This is a genomic window from Bradyrhizobium sp. 155 (genome assembly GCF_023101105.1).
In the GTDB taxonomy this organism is placed as follows: domain Bacteria; phylum Pseudomonadota; class Alphaproteobacteria; order Rhizobiales; family Xanthobacteraceae; genus Bradyrhizobium; species Bradyrhizobium canariense_D.
This window is the reverse complement of the sequence record NZ_CP064704.1, coordinates 7,617,358-7,638,596: the sequence shown is the minus strand read 5'-3', so window position 1 is coordinate 7,638,596 and position 21,239 is coordinate 7,617,358. Positions and strand designations below refer to the sequence as shown.

The window sequence follows — 21,239 nt, the reverse complement described above, 5'->3', positions numbered from 1 at the left end:
GGACGCGAATTCCGTAAAATTGTCCCAGATTCCGCAGGGTTCCATTGAGCACGCCTCTTAAGGGCCGGAGAACCTGATCCGGCTTAGGCTTTTGCCCGAAACACGCCCGTGCTCTTGGGGAAGCCATGAACGCCTCAGCCAAACCCGCCGCCAAACGCCGGCTTCTGCTCGCCTCCGACCGGAGCGACGAGAGCACCGAGCTCGCCAGCATTCTCAAGGCGGTCGGCGACGTTGCCACGGTAACGACGCAGGAGCTCCCCGAGCAGCCCTCGCGCGATCTCTCCGGCCTCGTGGTCGACATCAATCTGCGCTCGCCCGACAGCGTGCAGCGGGTGCGCAACAAGCTGCGCGGCGACGCCTATCGCGCCATGCCTCGTCTGTTCGTGCTTGCGGACGCCCTGCATCACGGCACCATGCAGGCTTGGGCGCTGGGCGCCACCGACACCATCTCGCGGCCGCTTCAGCCTGAGGACATCCTGCAGCGCATCCGTGCCGCCTTCCCCGACACCGCCGTCTATGACGCGACCGATCGTGGCAAGACGCTCAATCGCGGCGTCGAGGCCGCGCACGCGGTGCTGAAGAAGATGTTCGAGAAGCTGCCGCTCGGCGTGCCCCTGACCTTCGACGACGTCATCGCCGCCGAGAGCAAGATCCTGAAGGCGATCAAGCACTCCTCGCTGCGCGAGTGGCTCACCACGGTGGGCTGCCACCATGTCGGCAGCTACCGGCATTGCCTGTTCGTGACCGGATTTGCGGTCTCCTTCGCCCAGCACCTCGGCATGCGCGAGGACGACCAGCGCCGGCTGACCCGTGCCGCGCTGCTGCACGATGTCGGCAAGGCCTTCGTTCCCTCCGCGCTGCTCGACAAGCCCGGCAAGCTCACCGACGAGGAGATGGCTGAAGTCCGCCAGCATCCGCGCCGCGGCTATGACGCGCTCGCGGCTCAAGGCGGCTTCCCGCCGGAGATGCTGGACGTCGTGCTGCATCACCACGAATTCCTCGACGGCTCCGGCTATCCCAACAATCTCTCGTCGAACCAGATCAGCGATATCGTGCGGGTCACGACCATCGTCGACATCTACGCGGCACTCGTGGAGAAGCGCGCCTATCGCATGCCTTTCACCCACTCGCGCGCGTTTGCGATGATGGAAGGCATGGGCGGCAAGCTGGACCAGCAGCTGTTGCAAGCGTTCCGCCCGGTGGCGCTGGGGTCGTTCTGAACTCCGGTGTCGTCCTGGCGAAAGCCAGGACGACGTTGTGGTAATCGCTCGTGCTACCCCACCATCTTCCTCAGCTCCGCCTTCGCCACCTTCTCCAGCGTCGAGCGCGGCATGTCGTCGACGAAGCGGATCTCGCGCGGCATCTTGAAGTCGGCGAGGCCGGCGCGGCAGGCGGCCATCACGGCGTCGTGCAGATCAGGCCGGGCACCGGCGACGCCACCCTGCGGGATGATGAAGACGACCGGCACCTCGTCCAGCATTGGATGCGTCTTCGCCACCACGGCGGCCTCGCGCACGCCGGGGACCAGTGCGACCACCTGCTCGATCTCCGACGCGGCGACGTTCTCGCCGCCGACCTTCAGCATGTCCTTGCTGCGGTCTGCGAAGCGAATGTAGCCGTTCTCCAGCCGCCCCACGCGGTCACCGGTGAGAAAGAAGCCGTGCTCGTCGAAGCTCTCGCGCGTCGCCTTTTCGTTGTGCAGATATGCGGCGAACAGCGACAGGCCGACAATGCCCTTGATCGAGAGATTTCCGGTGCCGTCGATTTCGGTCGGCCGCCCGTCGTCGTCGGTGATGCGGATTTCATATTCCGGCGCGGCGCGGCCGATCGACATCGGGATGTTGGGCTGGTCGATCTCGCCGACGATGCCGTGGGTGATGGTCTCGGTCATGCCCCACCAGCCGATGATCTTGACGCCGAAGGCGGCGAAGGCCGGCGGCTCGTTGATCGCGGTGCCCCACAGACGGAATTTGTGATCGCTCGGGATCTCCTGCTCGAGCAGCGCCTTCATGCAGAACGGGATCGTCGAGGTCCAGGTCGAGCCGTGCTCGCGCGCAGCGCCCCAGAACCGGCTGGCGGAAAAGCGCGGCTGGATCACGCAGGTGGCGCCGACCCATAGCGTCGCCAGCATCGAATAGGCCAGCGCGTTGGTGTGGAACAGCGGCAGATAGGCCTGATGCACGTCGCTTGCGTGCAGGTCTTCGTGCGCGGCGTTGATCTTGGCGCCCCACAGCGCGTTGGCGTGGGTCCACAGCACCGCCTTGGGGCGCGATGTCGTGCCCGAGGTGTATTGCACGCTGCACGGCGCGAGCGGATCGATCGCGCGCCTGGGACGGTCGGCGCTATCGGCGAACAGCTCCTCAAAGCTGTCGCCGCGTGAGACCGGGTTCCCGGGCGGCGCGCCCGCATCGTGCGAAGTCACCGCCATCCAGCGGATGTTGCGGCAATTCTGCGCGACGATCTCGGCATAGGCCGGCTGTGTGATCGCGGCGACCGCGCCGCAATGATCGGCAAAATAGTCGAGTTCGGCCGGCGCCGAGCGCGTGTTGGTGGTCACCGCGATGGCGCCGAGTTCGACACAGGCGAACCAGGCCAGCAGCGCCTCGATGCAATTGTCGAGGTGAATGAGCACATATTCGCCCGGCTTCACGCCGCGCTTCGTCAGTCCCGCCGCGAGCGCGCCGACCCGCTCGTGAAACTCGCCATAGCTCCAGCGCCGCGCAGGCGCGTCGAACGGCGCCCAGATCAGGAACGGATGTGAGCTGCGCACGTCAGCCCGCATCTTCAGCAGCCAAGGCACATCGAGCCCGTCGAATGGGCCGACGATTCCGGCGGCGGCTTGCGAAGTCGGCATATGTCCTCCCGTGCAGCCTGCATCTTGCCGGCGGCCGCGTTTTGATGATTGCGTCTTCCTGCTCTCTCAGCCCTCATGCGACGGTGCGTGGGGCAGGCGGCTTGGCCTTACCGGCCGCCGTCCTCGTATGACGAAATCTCGATCAGGCTGCCATCCGGATCCCTGCAATAGACCGAGCGCAGCGTGCCGCGGGCGCCCTGCTTGGGAACCGGGCCCTCTTCGATCGCAACGCCATGTGCCTTCAAATGCGCCACCACCTCGTCGGGGCTGGCGGAGGTGAGGAAGCACAGATCCTCGCTGCCGGCGGTCTGGTGGTCCGCGGTGAACCACTCCACCTTGTCGGCATCGCGCGGCCGGACGTTGATCTTCTGGTTACCGAATTGTAGCGACGTCCGCGGCGCTTTGCCGCCGCCGGGGTCGAATACCTTGACTTCCATGCCGAGAATCTTGCCGTACCACTCGGCGGTCACTGCGACGTTCGCGACGTTGATCACGAGATGATCGAGGGCTTCGACCTTGACCGCCATGCCTTATCCTTTCGTCGTGATGCACCCCGTGTACTTTGCGCCTGCGGCAAGCTTTGTTACAACCGCGCCGACGCCATTTTCAAGCTATCTGGCTTCAAGAACAACACGTTGGGAGAACCCTTGAGATGATCACACGCCGTACCGCGCTGAGCCTGCTCGCCGCCAGTCCGCTTGCAGCCAGCCCGCTGTCGAAGGCCCTTGCCGCCGATTACCCGACCCATCCGGTGAAATGGGTGGTCGGCTATCCGCCGGGCGGAGCCACCGACATCCTGGCGCGCCTGATCGGCCAGCGGTTGTCGGAGAAGTTCGGCCAGCAATTCGTGATCGAAAACAAGCCGGGTGCCGGCAACAATATCGCCACCGAATCGGTCGTCAACGCCGAACCCGACGGCTACACGCTGCAACTGGTCAATCCGGCCAACTTCATCAACGCCTCGCTCTACACCAACCTGAAATTCAACTTCGTGCGCGATATCGCGCCGGTCGCCTCGTTCCAGCGCGTGCCGAACGTGATGACCGTCAACAAGGACGTGCCGGCCAAGACCGTCGCCGAGTTCATCGAATACGTGAAGGCCAACCCCGGCAAGGTCAACATGGCCTCCTCGGGCAACGGCACCTCGGTGCATCTGTCCGGGGAGATGTTCATGGCGCTGACGGGCTGCAAGATGCAGCACGTGCCCTATCGCGGCGCCGCACCCGCGATCACCGACATGCTCGGCGGCCAGGTGCAGGTGATCTTCGACAACATGCCCTCGATCATCCAGCACATCCGCTCCGGCTCGCTCCGCGCCATCGGCGTCACCACGGCGGAGCGCTCGCCGCAGCTGCCCGACGTGCCGGCGATCGGCGAGACCGTGAAGGGCTACGAGGCGAGCGCGCTGTTCGGCATGGGGGCGCCGAAGAACACGCCCAAGGAGATCATCGCCAAGCTCAACAGCGAGATCAACACGCTGATAAAGGAGCCGGACATGGCCAAGCGCCTGGTCGAACTCGGCGGCGAGCCGCGGGCGCAGACGCCCGAGGCGTTCGGCGACGAGATCAAGGCCGAGACCGAGAAATGGAAGAAGGTGGTCGAGTTCGCCGGCCTGAAGGTCGAGTAGCGATCTTGTGATGTCCGGGAATGGAGCCCTGCCGTTCGGCAGGGCTTTTTTCTTGGATGCCGTGCCATTGAGCTGGAATAAAGCGGCTTCGTGAAACCTGATGGGTATATGGCGCGTATGATGCGCTGTGAGGAGAGGAGTAGATCATGCGTAAGACGCAATTGGTGCTGGTGGCACTCGGCGTGACAGCCCTTGCCGGCTTCGCGACGGTTACGCCGGCAGCGGCGCGCGACTATCCTTGGTGTGCCCAGGGCGGTGAGTATGATTATCCGGGGGAATGCTCCTACAGCAGCTATGAACAATGCCAAGCCAGCGTGTCCGGCCGGCTGCTGTACTGCGATCGCAATCCCCGCTTTGCCTACAGCCAGGTTTCTCCGGCGCAACCGCGATCGCACCGGCGGCCGCGCCCCGTCGCGCCGTACTAGCGAGCTGGCTGACTTCAGCCCGGTTGGAGCGCCTCGTATAGGCTCGACGCCTCCAGCCGGCCCGCGTTGCCGCTACCGCTTCGCGTCGGCCTGCTCGATTCCGTTGCACGAGATCAGCATCGTGTAGGGCCGCGCATTGCCCGCGATGTCTGTGGTCTTGATCTCGCCTTTCGGTTCGGCAGTCTGGTAAGGCACCACGGAGTTGTCGAGGAAGTCGCGCAACGCGCCGGTCTTGATCGCGAAGTTGATGTTTTCGGGGATGTTGCCGGTCGCAGCGGCCATCCGTAATCCGTCCAGCTTTCCCGTAACGACGCCAACGATCTGCCCGGTGGTGTCGAACAGCGGGCCGCCGCTATTGCCGGGCTGCACCGGCGCACTGATTTGCAGGAAACGCGAATCGTTGCGCATGCCGCTGAGCGAGCTGACGATGCCGGTCGTGACGGTGAAGTCCGAAGTCAGCAGCCCATGGAAGGGAAAGCCGATCGCGACGACGGAATCGCCGGAGCGGATCGAGCGGTCGCGGATCCGGGCGAACTCCTTGAACATGGTCGTCGACGGCGCCTGCAGCAAGGCGAGGTCGTTGTTGGCGTCGCTCGACACCACGCGCAAAACCATTCCGGCTTCGCCCGTGAGATTGCCCTTGATGTCGCCGACGCAGCCATTGATCACATGGTTATTGGTGACGACGTGTCCGCTGGCACTCACGACGAACCCGGTGCCGCTCTTGGCTCTGGCAGGTTTGCTGCCGTTGGCTGGCGGTCCCTGCTTGTCCGGCGCTGGCTGCGGCTTGGCGGCGATCTTGGTGAAGTCGCCGGCCTTGTCGAGCCCGTCGGCTTTCACCTTGGTGACGCAATTGGCCAGTGCCGCAATCACGGGCCCGGCCGAGGTCAGGTCGAAATTCAGCACGGTGCGGCCGCTCGTCGCGACCATCAGGCTTGCCTTCTGAAACGTTCGTACCACGTTGGCAGGCATGACGGAGCTGAGCATGTTCGTCTGGTTGGCCGTGGCGAACAATCTGGCTTGCTCCTGTCCGTCAAAGATGACGTCGATCGCGGCATTCTCGCCCTGCTTGAAGCGGTAGCTGGGACTGGCAAAGCTCAAGATCCACGAGCCCCCAGCATTCTGGCCGACGACGAGAATGACGCCGTTGGCATAAGGCGCCGTCGCGGCACAATGCGAGAAGGCTCCCGTTTCGTCATTGCTGAACGCGCCGCCGACCCAGTTGCCGATTTTGACGCTGCCGAATGGGCCGGCTGCCTGTGCTGCGGTGACGACGCTCACCTGCAATAATGACGCAACGATGAATGGCTTAAGCCACATACTCTCCCCCCAGCGCGTTCGCGCGCATCTTATCCGCGGGAGGACGTCTCGCGCAACCGGCAGTTGTCTGTTGAGGACGGATCCTCTCGGGCGACCTTCGGGACTTGCCTTTACTTTGCAATCCGATATGCTTTGCGGTACAAAGTAACAGACGGATAGACCCGGCAGGGATAGGCGGAGCGAGGTTTTGGCGTTGCCAATGCGCGATCTCGACAAGGCACTGGCCGACATCGTGGCGATCCGCAGCCAGATTGCGGCAGGCACGGCATTTCGCGGTTACGGCCCGGCGACGATGGCCGCGACCGGCGCGGTCGCGCTTCTCACCGCGATCCTGGAATTCTGGCTGCTTGGTGATGCCACCAGCGAACCGCTCGGCTTCTTCTTCGGCTGGTTCATTGCCGCCGCGCTCTCCGGCCTGATCATCGGCATCGAGATGCGCGCGCGTTCGCGCCGCCATCATTCGGGCCTCGCTGATGCCATGATCCACCAGGCCGTCGAGCAATTCCTGCCCGCTGGCGTTGCCGGTGTGCTGCTTGCGGTGGTGATGTGGAAGTTCGCGGGCGAAACGCTGTGGCTGCTGCCGGGCCTGTGGCAGATCCTGGTGTCGCTCGGCATTTTTGCCTCCGTCCGTTCGCTGCCGCGCACCGTGGCGCTCGCCGGCGCCTGGTATTTCATATCCGGCTTTGCGGTGGTGGTGCTCGCGAGCCAGACCCATACGCTGTCGCCATGGACCATGGGCCTGCCCTTCGTGATCGGGCAATCGGTGATGGCGGGCATTCTGTATTTCGCATCGGGAGACCATGATGTCGAAGATTGACAGCGCACCCTTCTCTTATGAAGGACTGGACCGCGTGATCCACGAGAAGGCGAGGCTCGGACTTCTGACCTCGCTGATGGCGCATCCGAAAGGTCTGGCGTTCGCCGATCTCAAGCAGCTCTGCGGCCTCACCGACGGCAATCTCAGCCGGCATCTCGCCGTGCTCCAGGAAGCCGGCCTCGTCGAGGTGACCAAGGGCTATGAGGGCAATCGCCCGCACACGACCTGCCGCCTGACCAAGGCCGGCCGCCGCCGCTTCCTCGACTATCTCGCCGTGCTCGAACGCCTGGTGCGCGACGCAGCCAAGGCTGCCGGCCGCGAGGCGGCGCCGCTCGGCCGTCTCGGTATCGTCTCGACCTGATCCTCCCCCTTTTTTGACCGGAGACTTTGCAATGCAAAGTGACCTTGTGTCCCGCAACGACAAGCTTCACGTCGGCATCATCATGGATGGCAACGGCAGATGGGCGACGCGGCGCGGCCTGTCGCGCGTGCGCGGCCATGAGGCCGGCGTCGAGGCGATCCGCCGCATCGTCGAGGCCGCGCCCAAGCAGGGCATCGGCACGCTGACGCTCTACGCCTTCTCGACCGACAATTGGCGAAGGCCGAAGGCCGAGGTCGCCGCGCTGATGACGCTTCTGAGATTCTACCTCGGCAACGAGGTGCAGAGCCTGGTCAAGAACGGCGTGCGCCTCACCGTGATCGGCCGGCGAGACCGCCTGCCCGACGGTATCGCCAATGCGATCGCGCGCGCGGAAGACGCCACCGCGCACGGTGGCACGCTTCATCTGCGCATCGCCGTCGACTATTCCGCCCGCGACGCCATCCTCAACGCGGCGGCGAAGGCGGCGGCGCTGACGAGTCTCACCCGCGAGGCGTTCTCGCAGCTCGTCACCGGCGAGGCCGGTTTGCGCGACGTCGACCTCATCATCCGCACCTCGGGTGAGAAACGGCTGTCGGACTTCCTGCTCTGGGAAGGTGCCTATGCCGAGCTGCACTTCACCGAGCGGATGTGGCCCGAATTCGACGCAGGCGATCTCGCTGCGGCCCTGGCCTCCTTCCACGGCCGCGAGCGTCGCTTCGGCGGCCTCCAGGCGATCGTGCCGGAGGAGGTGCCTTCACTCTCTCGCGTGTGACGCCCGGCACCGAGCAACGAACTGTTCGTTTTCGGCCGCAAGATTGGCAGCACCGTCCAAGCGGTAAGCGCGCGGTCTCGGCTAGGTGTGCATTCGATGCAACCTGCCGAGAGCCGCGCGCATGTCACAGCCGTTGCTGGATGCCATTGTCGAGTCAGCCGAAGGCAACGCCACGCTTCGTATCAGGCCGGCCAGCGCGTCCGATGTCGAGATCCTCTCGATCTATTTCACGAGCCTCTCCACGACATCGCGCAACAAGCGCTTCATGGGCGCGCGGGCGGACTTTGCAATGATCGCGGCCGAATGCGTCGCCAAGACCAGCAATCCCGGTCATTTCACCCTGCTCGCCGAGATCAGGCACGAAGGGCAGGGCACGATCATCGGCGAAACCAGATACGCCTACGATGCGGCTGCACGGCATGGTGATTTCGCCATCTCTGTTGCCGATGGCTTTCAGCGCCAGGGCGTCGGCCTCCAGATGATGACGGCGATGGAGAGGCACGCGAGCGATCTCGGTCACGAGATGATTGCAGCCGAGACCGCGCGCGTGAACGCCGAGATGCGCGGTCTTGCGAAGAAAGCGGGGTTCGAGGACACCGGTCTCGGAGACTGGCAGTCGGTCCATCTCGCGAAGCGTCTGTCGCGATAGCCGGGCTTGCCGCGAACCGAGCAAGCGCGACCGAAGTCGGCGGACGTGGCGGAGCTGGACCCGAGCGTCGAATTCTGGTGTCGTGGCACACCCTCAATCGCGTGTCTCCCAATGACCTCCTTCAAGACCATTCGTGCGCGCGCCGAAAAACGCAAGGGCGGGCCCAAGGCGCTCGAAAAGCTGATGCCGGAAAAGCCCGACCTGAAGGGCCTCGCCAAACGCGGCGACGACCGCATCCTCGCAGAGATGACGAAGCGTGTGTTTTGCGCGGGCTTTGCCTGGAGCGTGATCGAGACGAAATGGGACGGGTTTGAAGACGCCTTCCTGCGTTTCCAACCGGCCAAGCTCACCTTCCAGCCGGAGGATTATTGGGAGGACCTGCTGCGCGACGCGCGCATCGTGCGCAACGGTGCCAAGATCATGTCGGTGCGCGACAACGCGGCCTTCGTCCAGGAGATCGCAAGAGAGCACGGCAGCTTCGGCAGGTTTCTGACGAAGTGGCCGCCGTCCGACCAGATCGGCCTGCTCGAGCTTCTAAGCAAGCGCGGCAGCCGTTTGGGTGGCAATACCGGCCAGATGCTGCTGCGGTTCGTCGGCTGGGACGGCTTTGTGACGTCCAGGGACGTCGTGGCCTGCCTGCGCGATGCCGGTCTCGACATTGCCGAAGAGGTCAAGTCGAAGGGCGATCTCGCCAAGGTGCAGGCGCAGTTCAACGCCTGGGCCGAGGAGACCGGGTTGTCCTACACATATCTGTCACGCATCTGCGCGCTCTCTGTTGGCGAGAACAGAAGCGAGTAACGAATTCGGCTCTTGAAATCAGCTCTTGGAATTTGGCTCTTGGGATGTTGAATCATGTGCATCCTGTGGCGATCTGGTGCCGCAAGCGCGGCAGACGCGACGCGCGATCACGAAATGCATTTCTCCGGAACATTTGTGCGTAGCACCTGTTCGGAAGATTGGGCCAGGCGAACATCAGCGCAGGGAACGCCCGCTCTGGCTCAGCTCAGTGAAACCGACGTGACAGAAACGGAGCAGCTCATGAAGCTCACATCCGAACAGGTGAAGCAGACCGTCAACCAGCTCGGCGCTCAAGTGCTGCCCGACGAGCATCCCGCGATGCCGCAGCTCAACAGCATGTTCGGCGAGCACACTTTCTTCGTCGATGAGACGGGGCTGAAGGTCGTCGAGCCCACGGCGCCGCCCGGCACCGAGCGTCAGAGCGGCGAAGTCGTCAGCCTCGCCGATTGGGGCGATTCCGAGCTGACCCGCCTGATGGCACACGAGCCCGAACCGACGGGCGTGATCGTCGTGTTCGAGCACGTGAGGCATTGATCGGGCCCAGCGGATCGTCCTTCGGCGGCGAGTCTGAAAACCCGCCACCGTAGATTCGCGTTGCGAGCGCGCTCGACGTGGCTCTCTGCGTCCGCCGAAAGCCCGTCGGTTTGGTTCAGATGCCGAGAGTCAGCTGCGGCGGCTCCGCATCGTCCCCGGCCTGGAGGGAAGACAGCGAGACCCCCAGCAGCCTGACGCTCTTGGGCAGCGGAATCTCGACTTCGAGCAGGCCGCAAGCCAGCCGCTCAAGATCGTCCCGGCCTGCAACCGGCGAAAGAGCGGACCTGCTGCGCGTGATGATCTCGAAGTCGGCAAACTTGATCTTCAAGGTGACGGTGCGGCCACGGCTGCCCGTCGCCTCGCAATGGCGCCACACCTTGTCGACGAGCGGCTTGAGCTCGGCGACCAGCGCGTCGAATTCGGTGAGATCGCTTGAGAACGTGGTCTCCGCGCCGATGGACTTGCGGACCCGGTTGGCCCGGACCGGCCGTTCGTCGACACCGCGCGAAATCCAGTAGTAATAGGCGCCCGACTTGCCGAAATTCGCATTCATGAACTCCAGCGTCTGACGACGAATATCGAGACCGGTGAACATGCCGAGCGCGTTCATCTTCGCACCCGTGGCCGGGCCTATCCCATGGAACTTTCCGACCGGCAGGGTCTCGACGAAGGCGGGTCCCATCTCCGGTGAAATCACGAACTGACCGTTGGGCTTGCGATGATCGGAGGCGAGCTTGGCCAGGAACTTGTTGTAGGAGATGCCGGCCGAAGCGTTGAGGCCCGTCTCGGCCTTGATCCTCTCGCGGATCCTGAGCGCAACATCACGCGCCAGCGGGATGCCCTGCAGGTTTTCCGTCACGTCGAGATAGGCCTCGTCGAGCGACAACGGCTCGATGATGGGGGTATGCTCCGCGAAGATGTCGCGGATCTGCCTAGAGATCGCCTTGTAGACCTCGAAGCGCGGCTTGACGAAGATCAGATCGGGACATTGTCGCTTCGCCGTCACGGATGGCATGGCAGAGCGAACGCCGAACTCGCGGGCCTCATAACTGGCGGCCGCGACGACGCCACGTTCCGCGGAGCCTCCGACGGCGACCGGCTTTCCGCGCAGCTCCGGATGATCGCGTTGTTCCACGGACGCGTAGAAGGCATCCATGTCGATATGGATGATCTTGCGGACGGGCGAAGCTTCGCCGGTCGCCGTGTCGGATTCGCTCATGGCAAGATGATACAATCGAGCGATGAGAAGCGCGAGGTGGGTGTGGTTCAGCGCTCGAGACAGGCTGGCCGCCGCTCCGGGATGTCCCACTTCATCAAAAAACAATCTCAGGCTTGTGAGTGGCCAGCATGGCCACGCGCTCTAATATGAGGCTGCGGAGGACAGCCCATGCAATACAGCTCCGAACTCATTCGAACGATGCGTCAGGCGCTGGAGGCCGTGATGGCCAGCGTGCCGCCCGATCAGTCGGTGTTCGGCCTGAAGGCGGCGGTCGCCGAATGCATCCTGAAGGCGGCCGCACACGGTCAGACGTCCTACGACGGACTGGTCACGTCGGCTTCCGACCAGGTTCAGGCGATCATCTCGATGCTGAATTGAGGTGGGCTTGCGCCGAGCAGGCGATGACCTGAGCGGGCGGGGTAACAACGCAAATCGGGTGAGGGTGCCTCCAGCGCGCACTGGAGGAGACTGGCGCACCCGACACGATTCGAACGTGTGACCTTTGCCTTCGGAGGGCAACGCTCTATCCAGCTGAGCTACGGGTGCTAGTCGAGGTTCATTTAGCCGATTGGCGGAGGGTGGGCAACCGCTTCCGCAGGCTTCGTCCAGGCTGATTTGGGCTAGGCTGATTTACGAGTCGCGCGGTCAGGAACCGGCACGCCGTCCCGCCCGAGCTTGGCGAACTCGGCGAGCAGCCGTTCGGAGCACATGACGCGGTTGCGGCCGAGCCGTTTGGCCGCATAGAGCGCCTGGTCGGCCGCGCCCAGCAGCCGTTGGGGGCTGTCGTCGGTTTCGTCCGGAATGTGGCTGGCGACGCCGACACTCAGGGTGACGTGCTCGCCGGCACCGATGGCGCCGTGGGTGACCCGCAAGGCCATCACCGCGCAGCGGATTTCGTCGGCGATGGCGCAGGCGGCATCGCAACCCATGTCCGGCAGGATCAGCGCGAATTCCTCGCCGCCATAACGGCTGGCGAGATCGAGCGGGCGCACGGCATACCGGCTGACGACGGACGCGACCGCGCGCAGGCATTCGTCGCCGCTCTGGTGGCCGTGGCGGTCGTTGAACAGCTTGAAATGATCGACATCGACGAACAGCAGCGCCATGGGCTTCTGCGTCCGCTGGGCGCGGGCCCATTCACTCATCAGCATCTGGTCGAACGCGCGGCGGTTCGACAGGCCGGTCAGCCCGTCCTTGGTGGCAAGCTCCTTCAGGGCCATCTCGGCGCGCTTCTGGTCGGCAAGGTCGCGCAAAGTCTCCACCACCGCGATCAGATGGCCGGCCTCGTCGTGAATGGGGCCGGCGTCGATGGCGAGATAGAGCTGGCTGCCGAGCTTCGGCATCACGCACCAGTTTTCGGCGCTGAAGCCGAGCCCGTTATGACCGCGCGCGGCATATTCCGAATAGAACGCCGGCAGCTGTTCCGGGCGGTCGAGCGCGACGAGGTCAGCGAGGCAAGGGCGCCTGGTCTCGTAGAAGGCCTGCCAGTGCTTATTGGTGCCGATCACCTCGGAGGCGGCGACACCGGTCAGCCGCTCGCAGGCCCTGTTCCAGATCACGACGCGGCGCTTGGGGTCGATCACGAAGGTCGGCACCACCAGATGCTGCATCAGCCGCACGGCATAGGAATCCGCAACGTCGACCGTCTTGGCTGGCGTTTTCCCCGGCTTCGCCATCTCAGGCCACCGCCGCCACCGGCAAGGCATGGCTCGAACCGAACAGCTTTCGCACTTCGCTGGCCGGCTTCGGTCTGCTGAAGAGATAACCCTGCATCTCCGTGCAGCCGAGCGCACGCAGCATCTCGCGCTGCGCCTCGGTCTCGACGCCCTCCGCGACCGTGGTCATGTCGCTGGCGGCGGCGATGTTCACCACCGCCTGCACGATCACGGGCGCGCCGCTCGTCTCGGCGATATCAGCGACGAAACAGCGGTCGATCTTGATCTTGTCGAACGGAAAGCGCTTCAGATAGCTGAGCGAGGAGTAGCCGGTGCCGAAATCGTCGAGCGCGATGCGCACGCCGATGGCGCGGAGCTGGTGCAGGATCGAGAGCGCCGCCTCGTCGTCGCGGATCAGCACGGCCTCGGTGATCTCGAGCTCGAGCCGGGAGGGGGCAAGTCCGGAAGCGACGAGCGCGCCGGCGATCCGCAGTGCCAGCGTGTCGCATTTGAGCTGCACCGGCGAGACGTTGACCGCGACACGCACATGCGCCGGCCAGGTCGCGGCCTCGTTGCAGGCCATGCGCAGCACCCAGTCGCCGAGCTCGTTGATCAGGCCGGTGTCCTCGGCAATCGGAATGAACTCCGCCGGCGACACCATGCCGCGCTCGGGATGCCGCCAGCGCAGCAGCGCCTCGCAGCCTGTGACCTCATTGGTGCGCAAGTCGACCAGCGGCTGATAGTGGATCTCGAAACCGCCGTTCACCAGGGCCTGCCGCAGATCCTGCTCCAGGCTCAGGCGCGCCTTGGCGCTCGCATCCATCTCCGGCTCGAAGAAGCGGTGAGCGCGGCGTCCTCCGGCCTTGGCGCCGTACATCGCGAGATCGGCATTCTTGATGAGCTGGTCGAGATCGGTGCCGTCCTGCGGCGCCATCGCGATGCCGATGCTGGCGTCGGTGGAGAGCTGATGGCCGAAGCAGTGATAGGGCCGGCGGATCGCCTCGAAGATCCGCGTCACGAATGACACCACGTCGGCGGACGACTTGATGCCGGTCTGGATCACCGCGAATTCGTCGCCGCCGAGCCGCGCGATCAGGTCGTCCTGTCCGAGGCAGCCGCGGATGCGGGCGGCGATTCCCTTCAACAGCTCGTCGCCGACGTGATGGCCGAGCGAATCGTTGATGCCCTTGAACTCGTCGACGTCGATATAGAGCAGCGCGAACTGACTGCCGCCGCCGACCTTCTCAAGTTCGCGCTCGATCTGCTCGCGGAATAGCGTCCGGTTGGGCAGGTCGGTGAGCGCATCGTAATGCGCCATATGCGCGATCTTCTCGTCGGCGCGCCGTCGTTCGGTGACGTCCTCGACCACGTTGATGAGGTAACGCGGCTCGCCGGAATTGTCGCGGATCCCGATCCGGGTCGAGGTGATGTAGCGCATTCCCTTGGCCTGGCTCTGCCAGGCATGTTCGTCTTTGAACAATCCCTCGGTCATCTGCAGCGCCTTGCTGTCGTCGTCGGTGACGACTCTGGCGGAGGCATCCGGGTAAATGTCGAAGGGAGTCTTGCCAACGATGTTTTCACTCGATTGGCCGAATTGCTCTTCCGCGGTCCGGTTGACCAGCAGATATTGCCGCGTTTGAGCATCCTTCACCGTGATCTGCGATGGGATGTGGTCGATGATCTCGCGCAGGAACATGTAGTTGCGGTCGCGTTCCTGCTCCAGATTGCGGCGTTCGGTGATGTCTTCGATCGTGGCCACCCATCCGCCCTGCGCGAGTGGGGTGTTGATGACCTGGAAAGCGCGGCCGCTCGGCAAGTGATGGCTTCTGGTGGAGACCGTGCCCTCCGCGACGATCCTCATGACGTCGGCGCAAAATGCCTCGACATCGCCTTCGAACGCGCCGCGCTCCTTGCGATGATACATCGCCTCGCGGATGTGACAGCCGGGCTTGATGACGTCGTGGGAGAGGCCGAACATGTCGGCGTAGCGGCGGTTGCAGGTGACGATGTATCCGGCTGCATCGTACAGGATCAACCCTTGCGACATGTTGTTCAAGGCGGTGTCGAGCCGCCCTCGCTCCGCTTCCAGCCGCTGCTGCGCCTCCCGATTCTGACGGCTGATCTGGCGAACGATCAGGAACAGGATCAGCGCAATCACGGTCGCCGAAAGCGCGGCGGTGGTGACCATGAAACCGGTCTGCTGCCGCCAGTCGGCCAGCGCCGCGCTCGTGGTGTTGGTCGCGACGATGACCAGCGGGAAATGCGAAAGCGAGGCGCCGGAGCCGAGGCGCTCGTCGCCGTCGATCGGGCCCCTGACGCGCAGGGTGTGCCGGCCACCTTCGGCCAGCATCTTGCGCATCAGCGGCGCGTCCTTGAAGTCCCTGCCGATCAGCTCTTCGACATGCGGGTAGCGCGACAGCATCTTGCCATTGCGGTCGAACAGCGAGATCGCCGTGCCCTCCGCAAGCGCAACGGATGCGAAATAGTTCTGGTAGCTGTCCGGATCGATCCGGCGGACCATCGTGCCGAGGAAGCTGCCGTCCACGCCGCTCAGCCGACGTGCGACAATCGTGGTCCATTTGCCGATGATGAAACTGCGGACCGACTCCAGAATCACCGGTTCGGCCATCGGATCGGATTTGAAGGTCTGGAAGTAGGCGCGCGAGGAGATGTTGATCTTGGGCAGCGGCTGGGCTCGCGACCAGTTGATCAGCTCGCCGTCGGCATCGTAGATCGCGATGTCGCCGAGATAAGACACCGAGCTGATCTTGCTCCGCAGCATCTGGTTCGTCGCGGGTCCGGACATGCGCTCGCGGAAAGCCGTGGCGGAACTGATCTCCGGCAGATTCATCTGCCCGATCACATCGGCGGCGACGACGTCCGCATCTTCGAATTGTTGATCGAAGTGCCGCGCGATCAGCTGCACCGTGTTTTCCAGCTCGCGCTCGCGGTTGGTCAGGGTACGTTCGCGAAATTCGCCGACGGCCATGGCGGTCACCGCGAAGATCCCGGCGACCAGCAACACGCCGCACAAAGTAAGCCACAGCACCGGTCCGCGCCGGATGGCTGCCTCCCAGCCGTGCTTCGCGGCTAGGAACATTCGTGACGCAATCTCTGCAAAGACCTGGCGCATTCCCTCCCCCTGGAAGGACAGGAATACACCGCACAAATGGCGTAAAGCTTAGGAAAGCCAGTTACCTGGGCGTTAATCTCGTTGCACGAATACGGTTGCGCCGAGCGAGCCGCCGCGCTGCATCATGAATCACGCGTTAATGCGATCCGCTCGCGCTCTTGTCGCCGCCGAGATTGCGCAGCCGTCCGACCACGCCGGTCGGAAAGAAGTAGACGCTGGCGATGAAAAGCAGCCCGAGCCACAGCAGCCAGCGGTCTGGATGCAACAGCCCCGGCAGCAGTGGCAGGCCGGCTTCCGAGGCCGCCTTGGAGGCGACGCCCATCAGCGCCTGCAGATAGTTCTGGGCGAGGATGAAGATGGTGGCGCCGATGATCGCGCCGTAGATCGTGCCCATGCCGCCGATCACGACCATCAGCAGGATGTCCAGCATGATCGAGAAGCTGAGCGAGGTATCGGGACCGGCATAGCGCAGCCACAGTGCATTGAGAATGCCGGCGCCGGCGGCGACCAGTGCGGCGATGCAGTTGGCGTAGCTCAGGTGGAAAACGGTGCGGAAGCCGAGCGCCTCGGCGCGGAAGCGGTTTTCGCGGATCGCCTGCAGCACGCGCCCGAACGGCGAGTTCACCACCCGCAGCAAAGCGAGGATCATCAGGGCCGAGACGGCGAACACCAGATAGTAGGTCAGGAGGCGGCCGTTGACCTCGAATCCCAGCACGTTCTTCGAGATCAGCACCGTGCCGGGCCTGAGCAGCTCGGGCAGCTGAAAGCTGCGCCCGTCTTCGCCGCCGGTCAGCCAGGACAGCTGCGAGGCCAGCACCTGGAAGGCGGATGCGACCGCGAGCGTGATCATGGCAAAGAAGATCGCGGCAACCCGCAGCGAGAACAGTCCGATCGCAAGCGCAAGCAGCGCGGCAAGCGGCAGGCCGACCACGATGCCGGTTGCGACCGCGCCCCAATTCGGGCCCATCCCGTACAGCGCGATCGCGATCGCGTAGCTGCCGATCCCGTAGAACATGGTGTGTGCGAATGACACCGAGCCGGTATAGCCGAGCAGGAGGTCGTAGGAGGCGACCAGCGCGGCGAAGACGCAGATCTTGGCCGCGACGTTCAGCGCCTTCGCCCCGGGAGACAGGAACGGCGTCGCCACCAGCGCCAGGATGATGAGGACGAGAACGAGCGTGAGCACGCGGCTGCGCGGCGGATCGCCTGACAGGATCATCATCGGCTGGTCACCGCATAGAGGCCGCGCGGCCGCCACATCAGAATGGCGACCATCAGCAGGATATTGGAGACGAGGGCGAGCTTAGGCACCAGGAAGCCGCCGTAATTGGCAATCATCGCCACCAGGATCGCGCCGATGAAGCAGCCGCCGATCGAGCCGAGGCCGCCGATGATGACGACGATGAAGATCAGGACGGTGAGGTCGTCGCTCATGGAGGCGTGGACTTGCTCGCGATACAGCGCCCACATCACGCCGCCGAGGCCGGCGAGCGCCGATCCCGTCATGAACACGCCGAGGAACAGACGGCGAATGCGATAGCCGAGCGCCTCGACCATCTCGCGGTTCTCGACGCCGGCGCGGATCAGAAGGCCAAGCTTGGTTCGGTTGAGCACGAGCTGGATCGCGATGAAGACGGCGAGGCCGATCAGCGTCGCCAGCACGCGGTATTTCGCGATCGCGACGTCGCCGAGGATGAAGGAGCCGCGCAGCGACGTCGGCAGCGGCGTCGGGATGATCTGCGGCCCCCACACCGCATAGAGCGTCTGCTCGGCGACGATCAGGCCGCCCGTCGTCATCAGGATCTGCTTCAGATGCTGACCGTAGACGGGCAGGATCAGCACCCGCTCGACAACCAGCCCGAGCGCGCCGGATACCGCCATCGACAGCAGTGCCGCCGGCGCCAGCACCGCGAGGTTAGTCCACAGCGAATCCGCCTGGAGGGAAGCGGCGAACGGCGCCAGCACCAGGGTCGCGACATAGGCCCCGACCGCGATGAAGGCGCCATGGCCGAAATTGAGCACGTCCATCAGGCCGAACACGAGCGTCAGGCCGGAGGCCATGATGAAGATCATCATGCCCATCGCGAGGCTCGCGGCCGTCAGCGTCAGCCAGGTGCTGGGCGAGCCGATCAGCGGGATCATCACCAGGGCGACCGCGATCGGCAGCAGGATCGGCGCGATGTCGCGCTTCGGCTTCGGCAGCGGATCGGTTGCGGCGAGCTCGGTCATTGATGCGTCTCCAGGCTCAGGCCGAGCAGCCGCTCCTGCAGCGGCACGTCTGAGGCCAAGGCCGCCATCTCGCCGCGATGAACGATGGTGCCGTTGTCCATCACCAGCACGTTGTCGCCGAGCTCGCGGGCGGCAAAGAAATTCTGCTCGACCATCAGGATCGTGGCGCCCTTGCGCTTGATCTCCTTCAGGCACTCGATCAGCGCCATCACGATCGCCGGCGCCAACCCCTTGGTCGGCTCGTCGATCAGCAGGAGCTTGCGGGGTTCGATGATGGCGCGGGCAATCGACAGCATCTGCTTCTGTCCGCCCGAGAGACTTCCCGCGCGCGACAGCCAGAACCGGCGCAGCGCGGGGAAGAAGCCAAAAATCCAGTCCAGCTGGGCGTCGTCGAGTGGTCCGTCGCGCGCCGCCAGCACCAGATTTTCCTTCACCGTGAGGTCGGAGAACACCGCCATGCTCTCCGGCACGTAGCCGACGCCGAGCCGCGCGATGTCGGGCGTCGCACGGCTCTCGATGCGCTCGCCGGCGAGGCTGATCTCGCCGGAGGAGGCCTGCCAGAGGCCCATGATGGTGCGCAACGTCGTGGTCTTGCCGGCGCCGTTGCGGCCGAGCAGCATCGTGGTCTGCCCCTGCGCGACAGCGAGATCGATGCCCTGGAGGATGTGATAGCGGCCGATATGAGTGTGAACACCGGAGAGCCTCAACAGATCGGTCATGCTGCGCTCCCTGCAACTTTATTGGGCGCGACGCCGAGATAGGCTTCCTGCACGATCGGTGACGCAATCACCTCGGCAGGCCTGCCGTCCGCAACAAGCTGCCCGTTATGCAACACGATGATGCGGTCGGCGAGCGATCGCACCACGTCCATCTTGTGCTCGACCAGGAGAATGATCCTGCTTTTGTCCTGCTTGAGCTGCGCGATCAGGTTCAGCACGACCGGCACCTCGTCGATGCTCATGCCCGCGGTCGGCTCGTCGAACATGAACACCTTTGGCTCGAGCGCCATCATCAGCGCGACCTCGAGCTTGCGCTGATCGCCATGCGACAGTGCGGTCGCGGCGACGCCACGGCGGCCGCCGAGCGCGACCTGATCCAGGATAGCATCGGCGCGGGCGATCAGATCGCGGCGGACCATCCAGGGCCGCAACATGTCGTAGTGAGTGCCGTTGGCGGCCTGCACCGCGAGGCGGACGTTTTCCTCCACCGACAGATTCGGAAAGAGGTTGGTGAGCTGGAAGGCGCGCCCCAGGCCTGCGCGCGTCCGCATCGGCGCGGAATGCTGGGTGATGTCGGTGCCGTCGAACAGAATGCTGCCGCTCGATGCGCGGAGCTGGCCGGAGATCAGGTTGAAATAAGTGGTCTTGCCGGCGCCGTTCGGGCCGACGATCGCGGTGAGTTCGCCCGGGCGGAAGCTGCAAGTGACGCTGTTGACCGCGACATGGCCGCCGAAGCGGATGGTGAGGTCGCGGGTTTCGAGGGTCAGCGTCATGGCGGATCTGGCAAATGATGAGAGGAGAATTTGTCCGCGATCAGGCTGCGCTCCCTCTCCCGCTTGCGGGAGAGGGTGGGAGAGGGTGTCTCCTCAGGCGAGAACCCCAAGAGGACAGAGCCTTCTCCCGGCCTCTCCCGCAAGCGGGAGAGGTGAAGGAAGAAAGATCAGCGCTTGTTCTTGACCGGAACGTCCATGTCCTCGATCTTCAGCTCGCGCACCGGCTCGAGCACGGCCCAGGCGACATTCGGATCGACCTTGACCTTGAAGTGATACATGCTCTGCAGCGCCTGATGGTCTTCCTTGCGGAACATCATCTTGCCCTTGGGCGTATCGAACTCCAGGCCTTCCATGACCGTGATCAGCTTCTCGGTGTCGGTCGACTTCGCCTTGGTGACGGCGGCGACGACGGACATCGCCGCGGCGAATCCGCCCGCGGTGAAGAAGTCCGGCGGCGCGTTGAAGCGCTTCTGGTGCTCGGCGACAAGCCAGTCATTTACCGGGTTCTTCGGGATCGCGTAGAAATAATAGGTCGCGCCTTCCATGCCGGGCAGGCCCTTGTAGGCGGCGAGCGCCGGCAGGATGTTGCCGCCGGTGGACAGTTCGATGCCGTAGCGCTTCGGATCCATGTCCTGGAGTTTCGCCAGCGGATTGCCGGCGCCGGCCCAGATCACCCAGATCACCTTGCGGCCCGGCTTGTCCTTCAGCGCGTCGAACAGGCGCTGGCCGACCGCGGTGAAGTCGGTGGTCGAGGTCGGGGCATATTCTTCGGCGGCGAGCGTCGCCCCGGTCTTGCCGAGCGCCTCCTTGAAGGCGGCGACGCCGTCGCGGCCGAAGGCGTAGTCCTGCGCCAGCGTCGCGACGGTGACGCCCTGCTTGCCGATCGCGACCGCGTTCGAGATCGCGTCCTGCGACGAGTTGCGCGCGGTGCGGAAGATGTAGCGATTCCACTTCTCGCCGGTAATCTGATCCGCGACCGCGGGCTCGACGATCAGGATCTTCTTGTTTTCCTCGGCGACAGGCAGGATCGCGAGTGCCGCGGCCGACGAGGTCGTGCCGATCGCGATGTCAACCTTGTCGTCCTGATAGGCTTCCGCGAGCGCGGCCTTGGAGAGATCCGGCTTGCCCTGGTCGTCCTTGGTGATGACGACGATCTTGCGCCCGTCGAGCGTCATGGTGCCCTTGGTGGCGTATTCGAACCCCATCTGCAGGCCGGTCTCGGTCTGCTTGGCATAGGCCTCGAGCGGGCCGGTCTTGCCATAGATCAGCGCGATCTTGAGATCGTCGGCCTGTGCGGAGGTGCCCGCGGCGAGGGCGAGGATGGTTGTTGTTAAGATGAGCGATCGGCGCACGA

General features: G+C 64.4%; 21 protein-coding genes and 1 tRNA gene. 10 read left to right on the top strand and 12 right to left on the bottom strand.

Annotation, left to right across the window (positions count from 1 at the left end):
- Positions 1-125: 125 nt before the first annotated feature.
- Complete coding sequence (locus tag IVA93_RS36200) at positions 126-1,220, top strand: HD-GYP domain-containing protein (RefSeq protein ID WP_085349734.1); 1,095 nt, start codon at positions 126-128, stop codon at positions 1,218-1,220.
- Positions 1,221-1,273: 53 nt separating this feature from the next.
- Here the strand turns inward: IVA93_RS36200 and IVA93_RS36195 are convergent, their stop codons facing one another.
- Together IVA93_RS36195 and IVA93_RS36190 are read right to left on the bottom strand one after the other, a co-directional pair.
- Positions 1,274-2,854 (bottom strand): AMP-binding protein, encoded by a 1,581-nt coding sequence (locus tag IVA93_RS36195; RefSeq protein ID WP_018455850.1) that lies wholly within the window; start codon positions 2,852-2,854, stop codon positions 1,274-1,276.
- 107 nt (positions 2,855-2,961) lie between these two features.
- Positions 2,962-3,381, bottom strand: a complete 420-nt coding sequence (locus tag IVA93_RS36190; RefSeq protein ID WP_018455851.1) for a VOC family protein — start codon at positions 3,379-3,381, stop codon at positions 2,962-2,964.
- Positions 3,382-3,506: 125 nt separating this feature from the next.
- On the opposite strand from IVA93_RS36190, the gene IVA93_RS36185 reads away from it, so the two are divergent.
- Both IVA93_RS36185 and IVA93_RS36180 read left to right on the top strand, forming a co-directional pair.
- Positions 3,507-4,481, top strand: coding sequence for a Bug family tripartite tricarboxylate transporter substrate binding protein (locus IVA93_RS36185; RefSeq protein ID WP_018455852.1), 975 nt, complete (start codon positions 3,507-3,509; stop codon positions 4,479-4,481).
- A 146-nt stretch (positions 4,482-4,627) separates the two neighbouring features.
- Entirely contained in the window at positions 4,628-4,906 is a 279-nt protein-coding gene (locus IVA93_RS36180) for a DUF3551 domain-containing protein (RefSeq protein ID WP_083926408.1), read from the top strand.
- Between the two features lie 72 nt (positions 4,907-4,978).
- Here the strand turns inward: IVA93_RS36180 and IVA93_RS36175 are convergent, their stop codons facing one another.
- Entirely contained in the window at positions 4,979-6,226 is a 1,248-nt protein-coding gene (locus IVA93_RS36175) for a S1C family serine protease (protein WP_026233040.1), read from the bottom strand.
- A gap of 199 nt (positions 6,227-6,425) precedes the next feature.
- Here IVA93_RS36175 and IVA93_RS36170 point away from each other — a divergent pair, with 199 nt between their 5' ends.
- The 6 genes from IVA93_RS36170 (at position 6,426) to IVA93_RS36145 (ending at position 10,157) form a co-directional block, all read left to right on the top strand.
- The gene (locus tag IVA93_RS36170) at positions 6,426-7,043 is read left to right on the top strand and encodes a hypothetical protein (protein ID WP_018455854.1); all 618 of its coding nucleotides are present in this window, start codon (positions 6,426-6,428) and stop codon (positions 7,041-7,043) included.
- The gene (locus IVA93_RS36165) at positions 7,030-7,404 is read left to right on the top strand and encodes a winged helix-turn-helix domain-containing protein (RefSeq protein ID WP_007616058.1); all 375 of its coding nucleotides are present in this window, start codon (positions 7,030-7,032) and stop codon (positions 7,402-7,404) included. Before IVA93_RS36170 ends, IVA93_RS36165 begins: the two co-directional genes overlap by 14 nt.
- A 31-nt stretch (positions 7,405-7,435) precedes the next feature.
- Positions 7,436-8,176: a di-trans,poly-cis-decaprenylcistransferase gene (locus IVA93_RS36160; RefSeq protein ID WP_018455855.1), complete on the top strand. Its 741-nt coding sequence runs from the start codon at positions 7,436-7,438 to the stop codon at positions 8,174-8,176.
- A gap of 121 nt (positions 8,177-8,297) precedes the next feature.
- Positions 8,298-8,825, top strand: coding sequence for a GNAT family N-acetyltransferase (locus tag IVA93_RS36155; protein WP_085385541.1), 528 nt, complete (start codon positions 8,298-8,300; stop codon positions 8,823-8,825).
- 111 nt (positions 8,826-8,936) lie between these two features.
- Positions 8,937-9,623 carry a DNA-3-methyladenine glycosylase I gene (locus tag IVA93_RS36150; RefSeq protein WP_018455857.1) on the top strand — a complete coding sequence of 229 codons (687 nt, stop codon included), beginning with the start codon at positions 8,937-8,939 and terminating at the stop codon, positions 9,621-9,623.
- Between the two features lie 240 nt (positions 9,624-9,863).
- Complete coding sequence (locus tag IVA93_RS36145; RefSeq protein WP_007598221.1) at positions 9,864-10,157, top strand: hypothetical protein; 294 nt, start codon at positions 9,864-9,866, stop codon at positions 10,155-10,157.
- Positions 10,158-10,272: 115 nt separating this feature from the next.
- Here the strand turns inward: IVA93_RS36145 and dinB are convergent, their stop codons facing one another.
- Positions 10,273-11,376, bottom strand: coding sequence for a DNA polymerase IV (gene dinB, locus IVA93_RS36140; RefSeq protein ID WP_018455858.1), 1,104 nt, complete (start codon positions 11,374-11,376; stop codon positions 10,273-10,275).
- Positions 11,377-11,544: 168 nt separating this feature from the next.
- Here dinB and IVA93_RS36135 point away from each other — a divergent pair, with 168 nt between their 5' ends.
- Entirely contained in the window at positions 11,545-11,754 is a 210-nt protein-coding gene (locus tag IVA93_RS36135) for a hypothetical protein (protein WP_007598219.1), read from the top strand.
- Positions 11,755-11,845: 91 nt separating this feature from the next.
- Here the strand turns inward: IVA93_RS36135 and IVA93_RS36130 are convergent.
- The 8 genes from IVA93_RS36130 to IVA93_RS36095 form a co-directional block, all read right to left on the bottom strand.
- Positions 11,846-11,922, bottom strand: a tRNA-Arg gene (locus IVA93_RS36130).
- A gap of 74 nt (positions 11,923-11,996) precedes the next feature.
- Positions 11,997-13,052: a sensor domain-containing diguanylate cyclase gene (locus tag IVA93_RS36125; RefSeq protein ID WP_018455859.1), complete on the bottom strand. Its 1,056-nt coding sequence runs from the start codon at positions 13,050-13,052 to the stop codon at positions 11,997-11,999.
- A 1-nt stretch (position 13,053) separates the two neighbouring features.
- Positions 13,054-16,164 (bottom strand): bifunctional diguanylate cyclase/phosphodiesterase, encoded by a 3,111-nt coding sequence (locus IVA93_RS36120; RefSeq protein ID WP_247295905.1) that lies wholly within the window; start codon positions 16,162-16,164, stop codon positions 13,054-13,056.
- A 136-nt stretch (positions 16,165-16,300) separates the two neighbouring features.
- Complete coding sequence (locus IVA93_RS36115; RefSeq protein WP_026233042.1) at positions 16,301-17,386, bottom strand: branched-chain amino acid ABC transporter permease; 1,086 nt, start codon at positions 17,384-17,386, stop codon at positions 16,301-16,303.
- Positions 17,383-18,393 (bottom strand): branched-chain amino acid ABC transporter permease, encoded by a 1,011-nt coding sequence (locus IVA93_RS36110; protein WP_247295907.1) that lies wholly within the window; start codon positions 18,391-18,393, stop codon positions 17,383-17,385. Before IVA93_RS36110 ends, IVA93_RS36115 begins: the two co-directional genes overlap by 4 nt.
- A complete protein-coding gene (locus tag IVA93_RS36105; protein ID WP_018455863.1) occupies positions 18,390-19,112 on the bottom strand; it encodes an ABC transporter ATP-binding protein in 723 nt (240 codons plus the stop codon). The genes IVA93_RS36110 and IVA93_RS36105 overlap by 4 nt, the downstream gene beginning before the upstream one ends.
- Positions 19,109-19,885 carry an ABC transporter ATP-binding protein gene (locus IVA93_RS36100; RefSeq protein WP_018455864.1) on the bottom strand — a complete coding sequence of 259 codons (777 nt, stop codon included), beginning with the start codon at positions 19,883-19,885 and terminating at the stop codon, positions 19,109-19,111. Before IVA93_RS36100 ends, IVA93_RS36105 begins: the two co-directional genes overlap by 4 nt.
- Before the next feature lie 167 nt (positions 19,886-20,052).
- Entirely contained in the window at positions 20,053-21,237 is a 1,185-nt protein-coding gene (locus IVA93_RS36095; protein ID WP_018455865.1) for a substrate-binding domain-containing protein, read from the bottom strand.
- Positions 21,238-21,239 lie beyond the last annotated feature (2 nt).

Coding starts and splice junctions, on each gene's coding strand:
- IVA93_RS36200 (WP_085349734.1), top strand. CDS start 126: ATGAACGCCTCAGCCAAACCCGCCGCCAAACGCCGGCTTCTGCTCGCC.
- IVA93_RS36195 (WP_018455850.1), bottom strand. CDS start 2,854: ATGCCGACTTCGCAAGCCGCCGCCGGAATCGTCGGCCCATTCGACGGG.
- IVA93_RS36190 (WP_018455851.1), bottom strand. CDS start 3,381: ATGGCGGTCAAGGTCGAAGCCCTCGATCATCTCGTGATCAACGTCGCG.
- IVA93_RS36185 (WP_018455852.1), top strand. CDS start 3,507: ATGATCACACGCCGTACCGCGCTGAGCCTGCTCGCCGCCAGTCCGCTT.
- IVA93_RS36180 (WP_083926408.1), top strand. CDS start 4,628: ATGCGTAAGACGCAATTGGTGCTGGTGGCACTCGGCGTGACAGCCCTT.
- IVA93_RS36175 (WP_026233040.1), bottom strand. CDS start 6,226: ATGTGGCTTAAGCCATTCATCGTTGCGTCATTATTGCAGGTGAGCGTC.
- IVA93_RS36170 (WP_018455854.1), top strand. CDS start 6,426: ATGCGCGATCTCGACAAGGCACTGGCCGACATCGTGGCGATCCGCAGC.
- IVA93_RS36165 (WP_007616058.1), top strand. CDS start 7,030: ATGTCGAAGATTGACAGCGCACCCTTCTCTTATGAAGGACTGGACCGC.
- IVA93_RS36160 (WP_018455855.1), top strand. CDS start 7,436: ATGCAAAGTGACCTTGTGTCCCGCAACGACAAGCTTCACGTCGGCATC.
- IVA93_RS36155 (WP_085385541.1), top strand. CDS start 8,298: ATGTCACAGCCGTTGCTGGATGCCATTGTCGAGTCAGCCGAAGGCAAC.
- IVA93_RS36150 (WP_018455857.1), top strand. CDS start 8,937: ATGACCTCCTTCAAGACCATTCGTGCGCGCGCCGAAAAACGCAAGGGC.
- IVA93_RS36145 (WP_007598221.1), top strand. CDS start 9,864: ATGAAGCTCACATCCGAACAGGTGAAGCAGACCGTCAACCAGCTCGGC.
- dinB (WP_018455858.1), bottom strand. CDS start 11,376: ATGAGCGAATCCGACACGGCGACCGGCGAAGCTTCGCCCGTCCGCAAG.
- IVA93_RS36135 (WP_007598219.1), top strand. CDS start 11,545: ATGCAATACAGCTCCGAACTCATTCGAACGATGCGTCAGGCGCTGGAG.
- IVA93_RS36125 (WP_018455859.1), bottom strand. CDS start 13,052: ATGGCGAAGCCGGGGAAAACGCCAGCCAAGACGGTCGACGTTGCGGAT.
- IVA93_RS36120 (WP_247295905.1), bottom strand. CDS start 16,164: ATGCGCCAGGTCTTTGCAGAGATTGCGTCACGAATGTTCCTAGCCGCG.
- IVA93_RS36115 (WP_026233042.1), bottom strand. CDS start 17,386: ATGATGATCCTGTCAGGCGATCCGCCGCGCAGCCGCGTGCTCACGCTC.
- IVA93_RS36110 (WP_247295907.1), bottom strand. CDS start 18,393: ATGACCGAGCTCGCCGCAACCGATCCGCTGCCGAAGCCGAAGCGCGAC.
- IVA93_RS36105 (WP_018455863.1), bottom strand. CDS start 19,112: ATGACCGATCTGTTGAGGCTCTCCGGTGTTCACACTCATATCGGCCGC.
- IVA93_RS36100 (WP_018455864.1), bottom strand. CDS start 19,885: ATGACGCTGACCCTCGAAACCCGCGACCTCACCATCCGCTTCGGCGGC.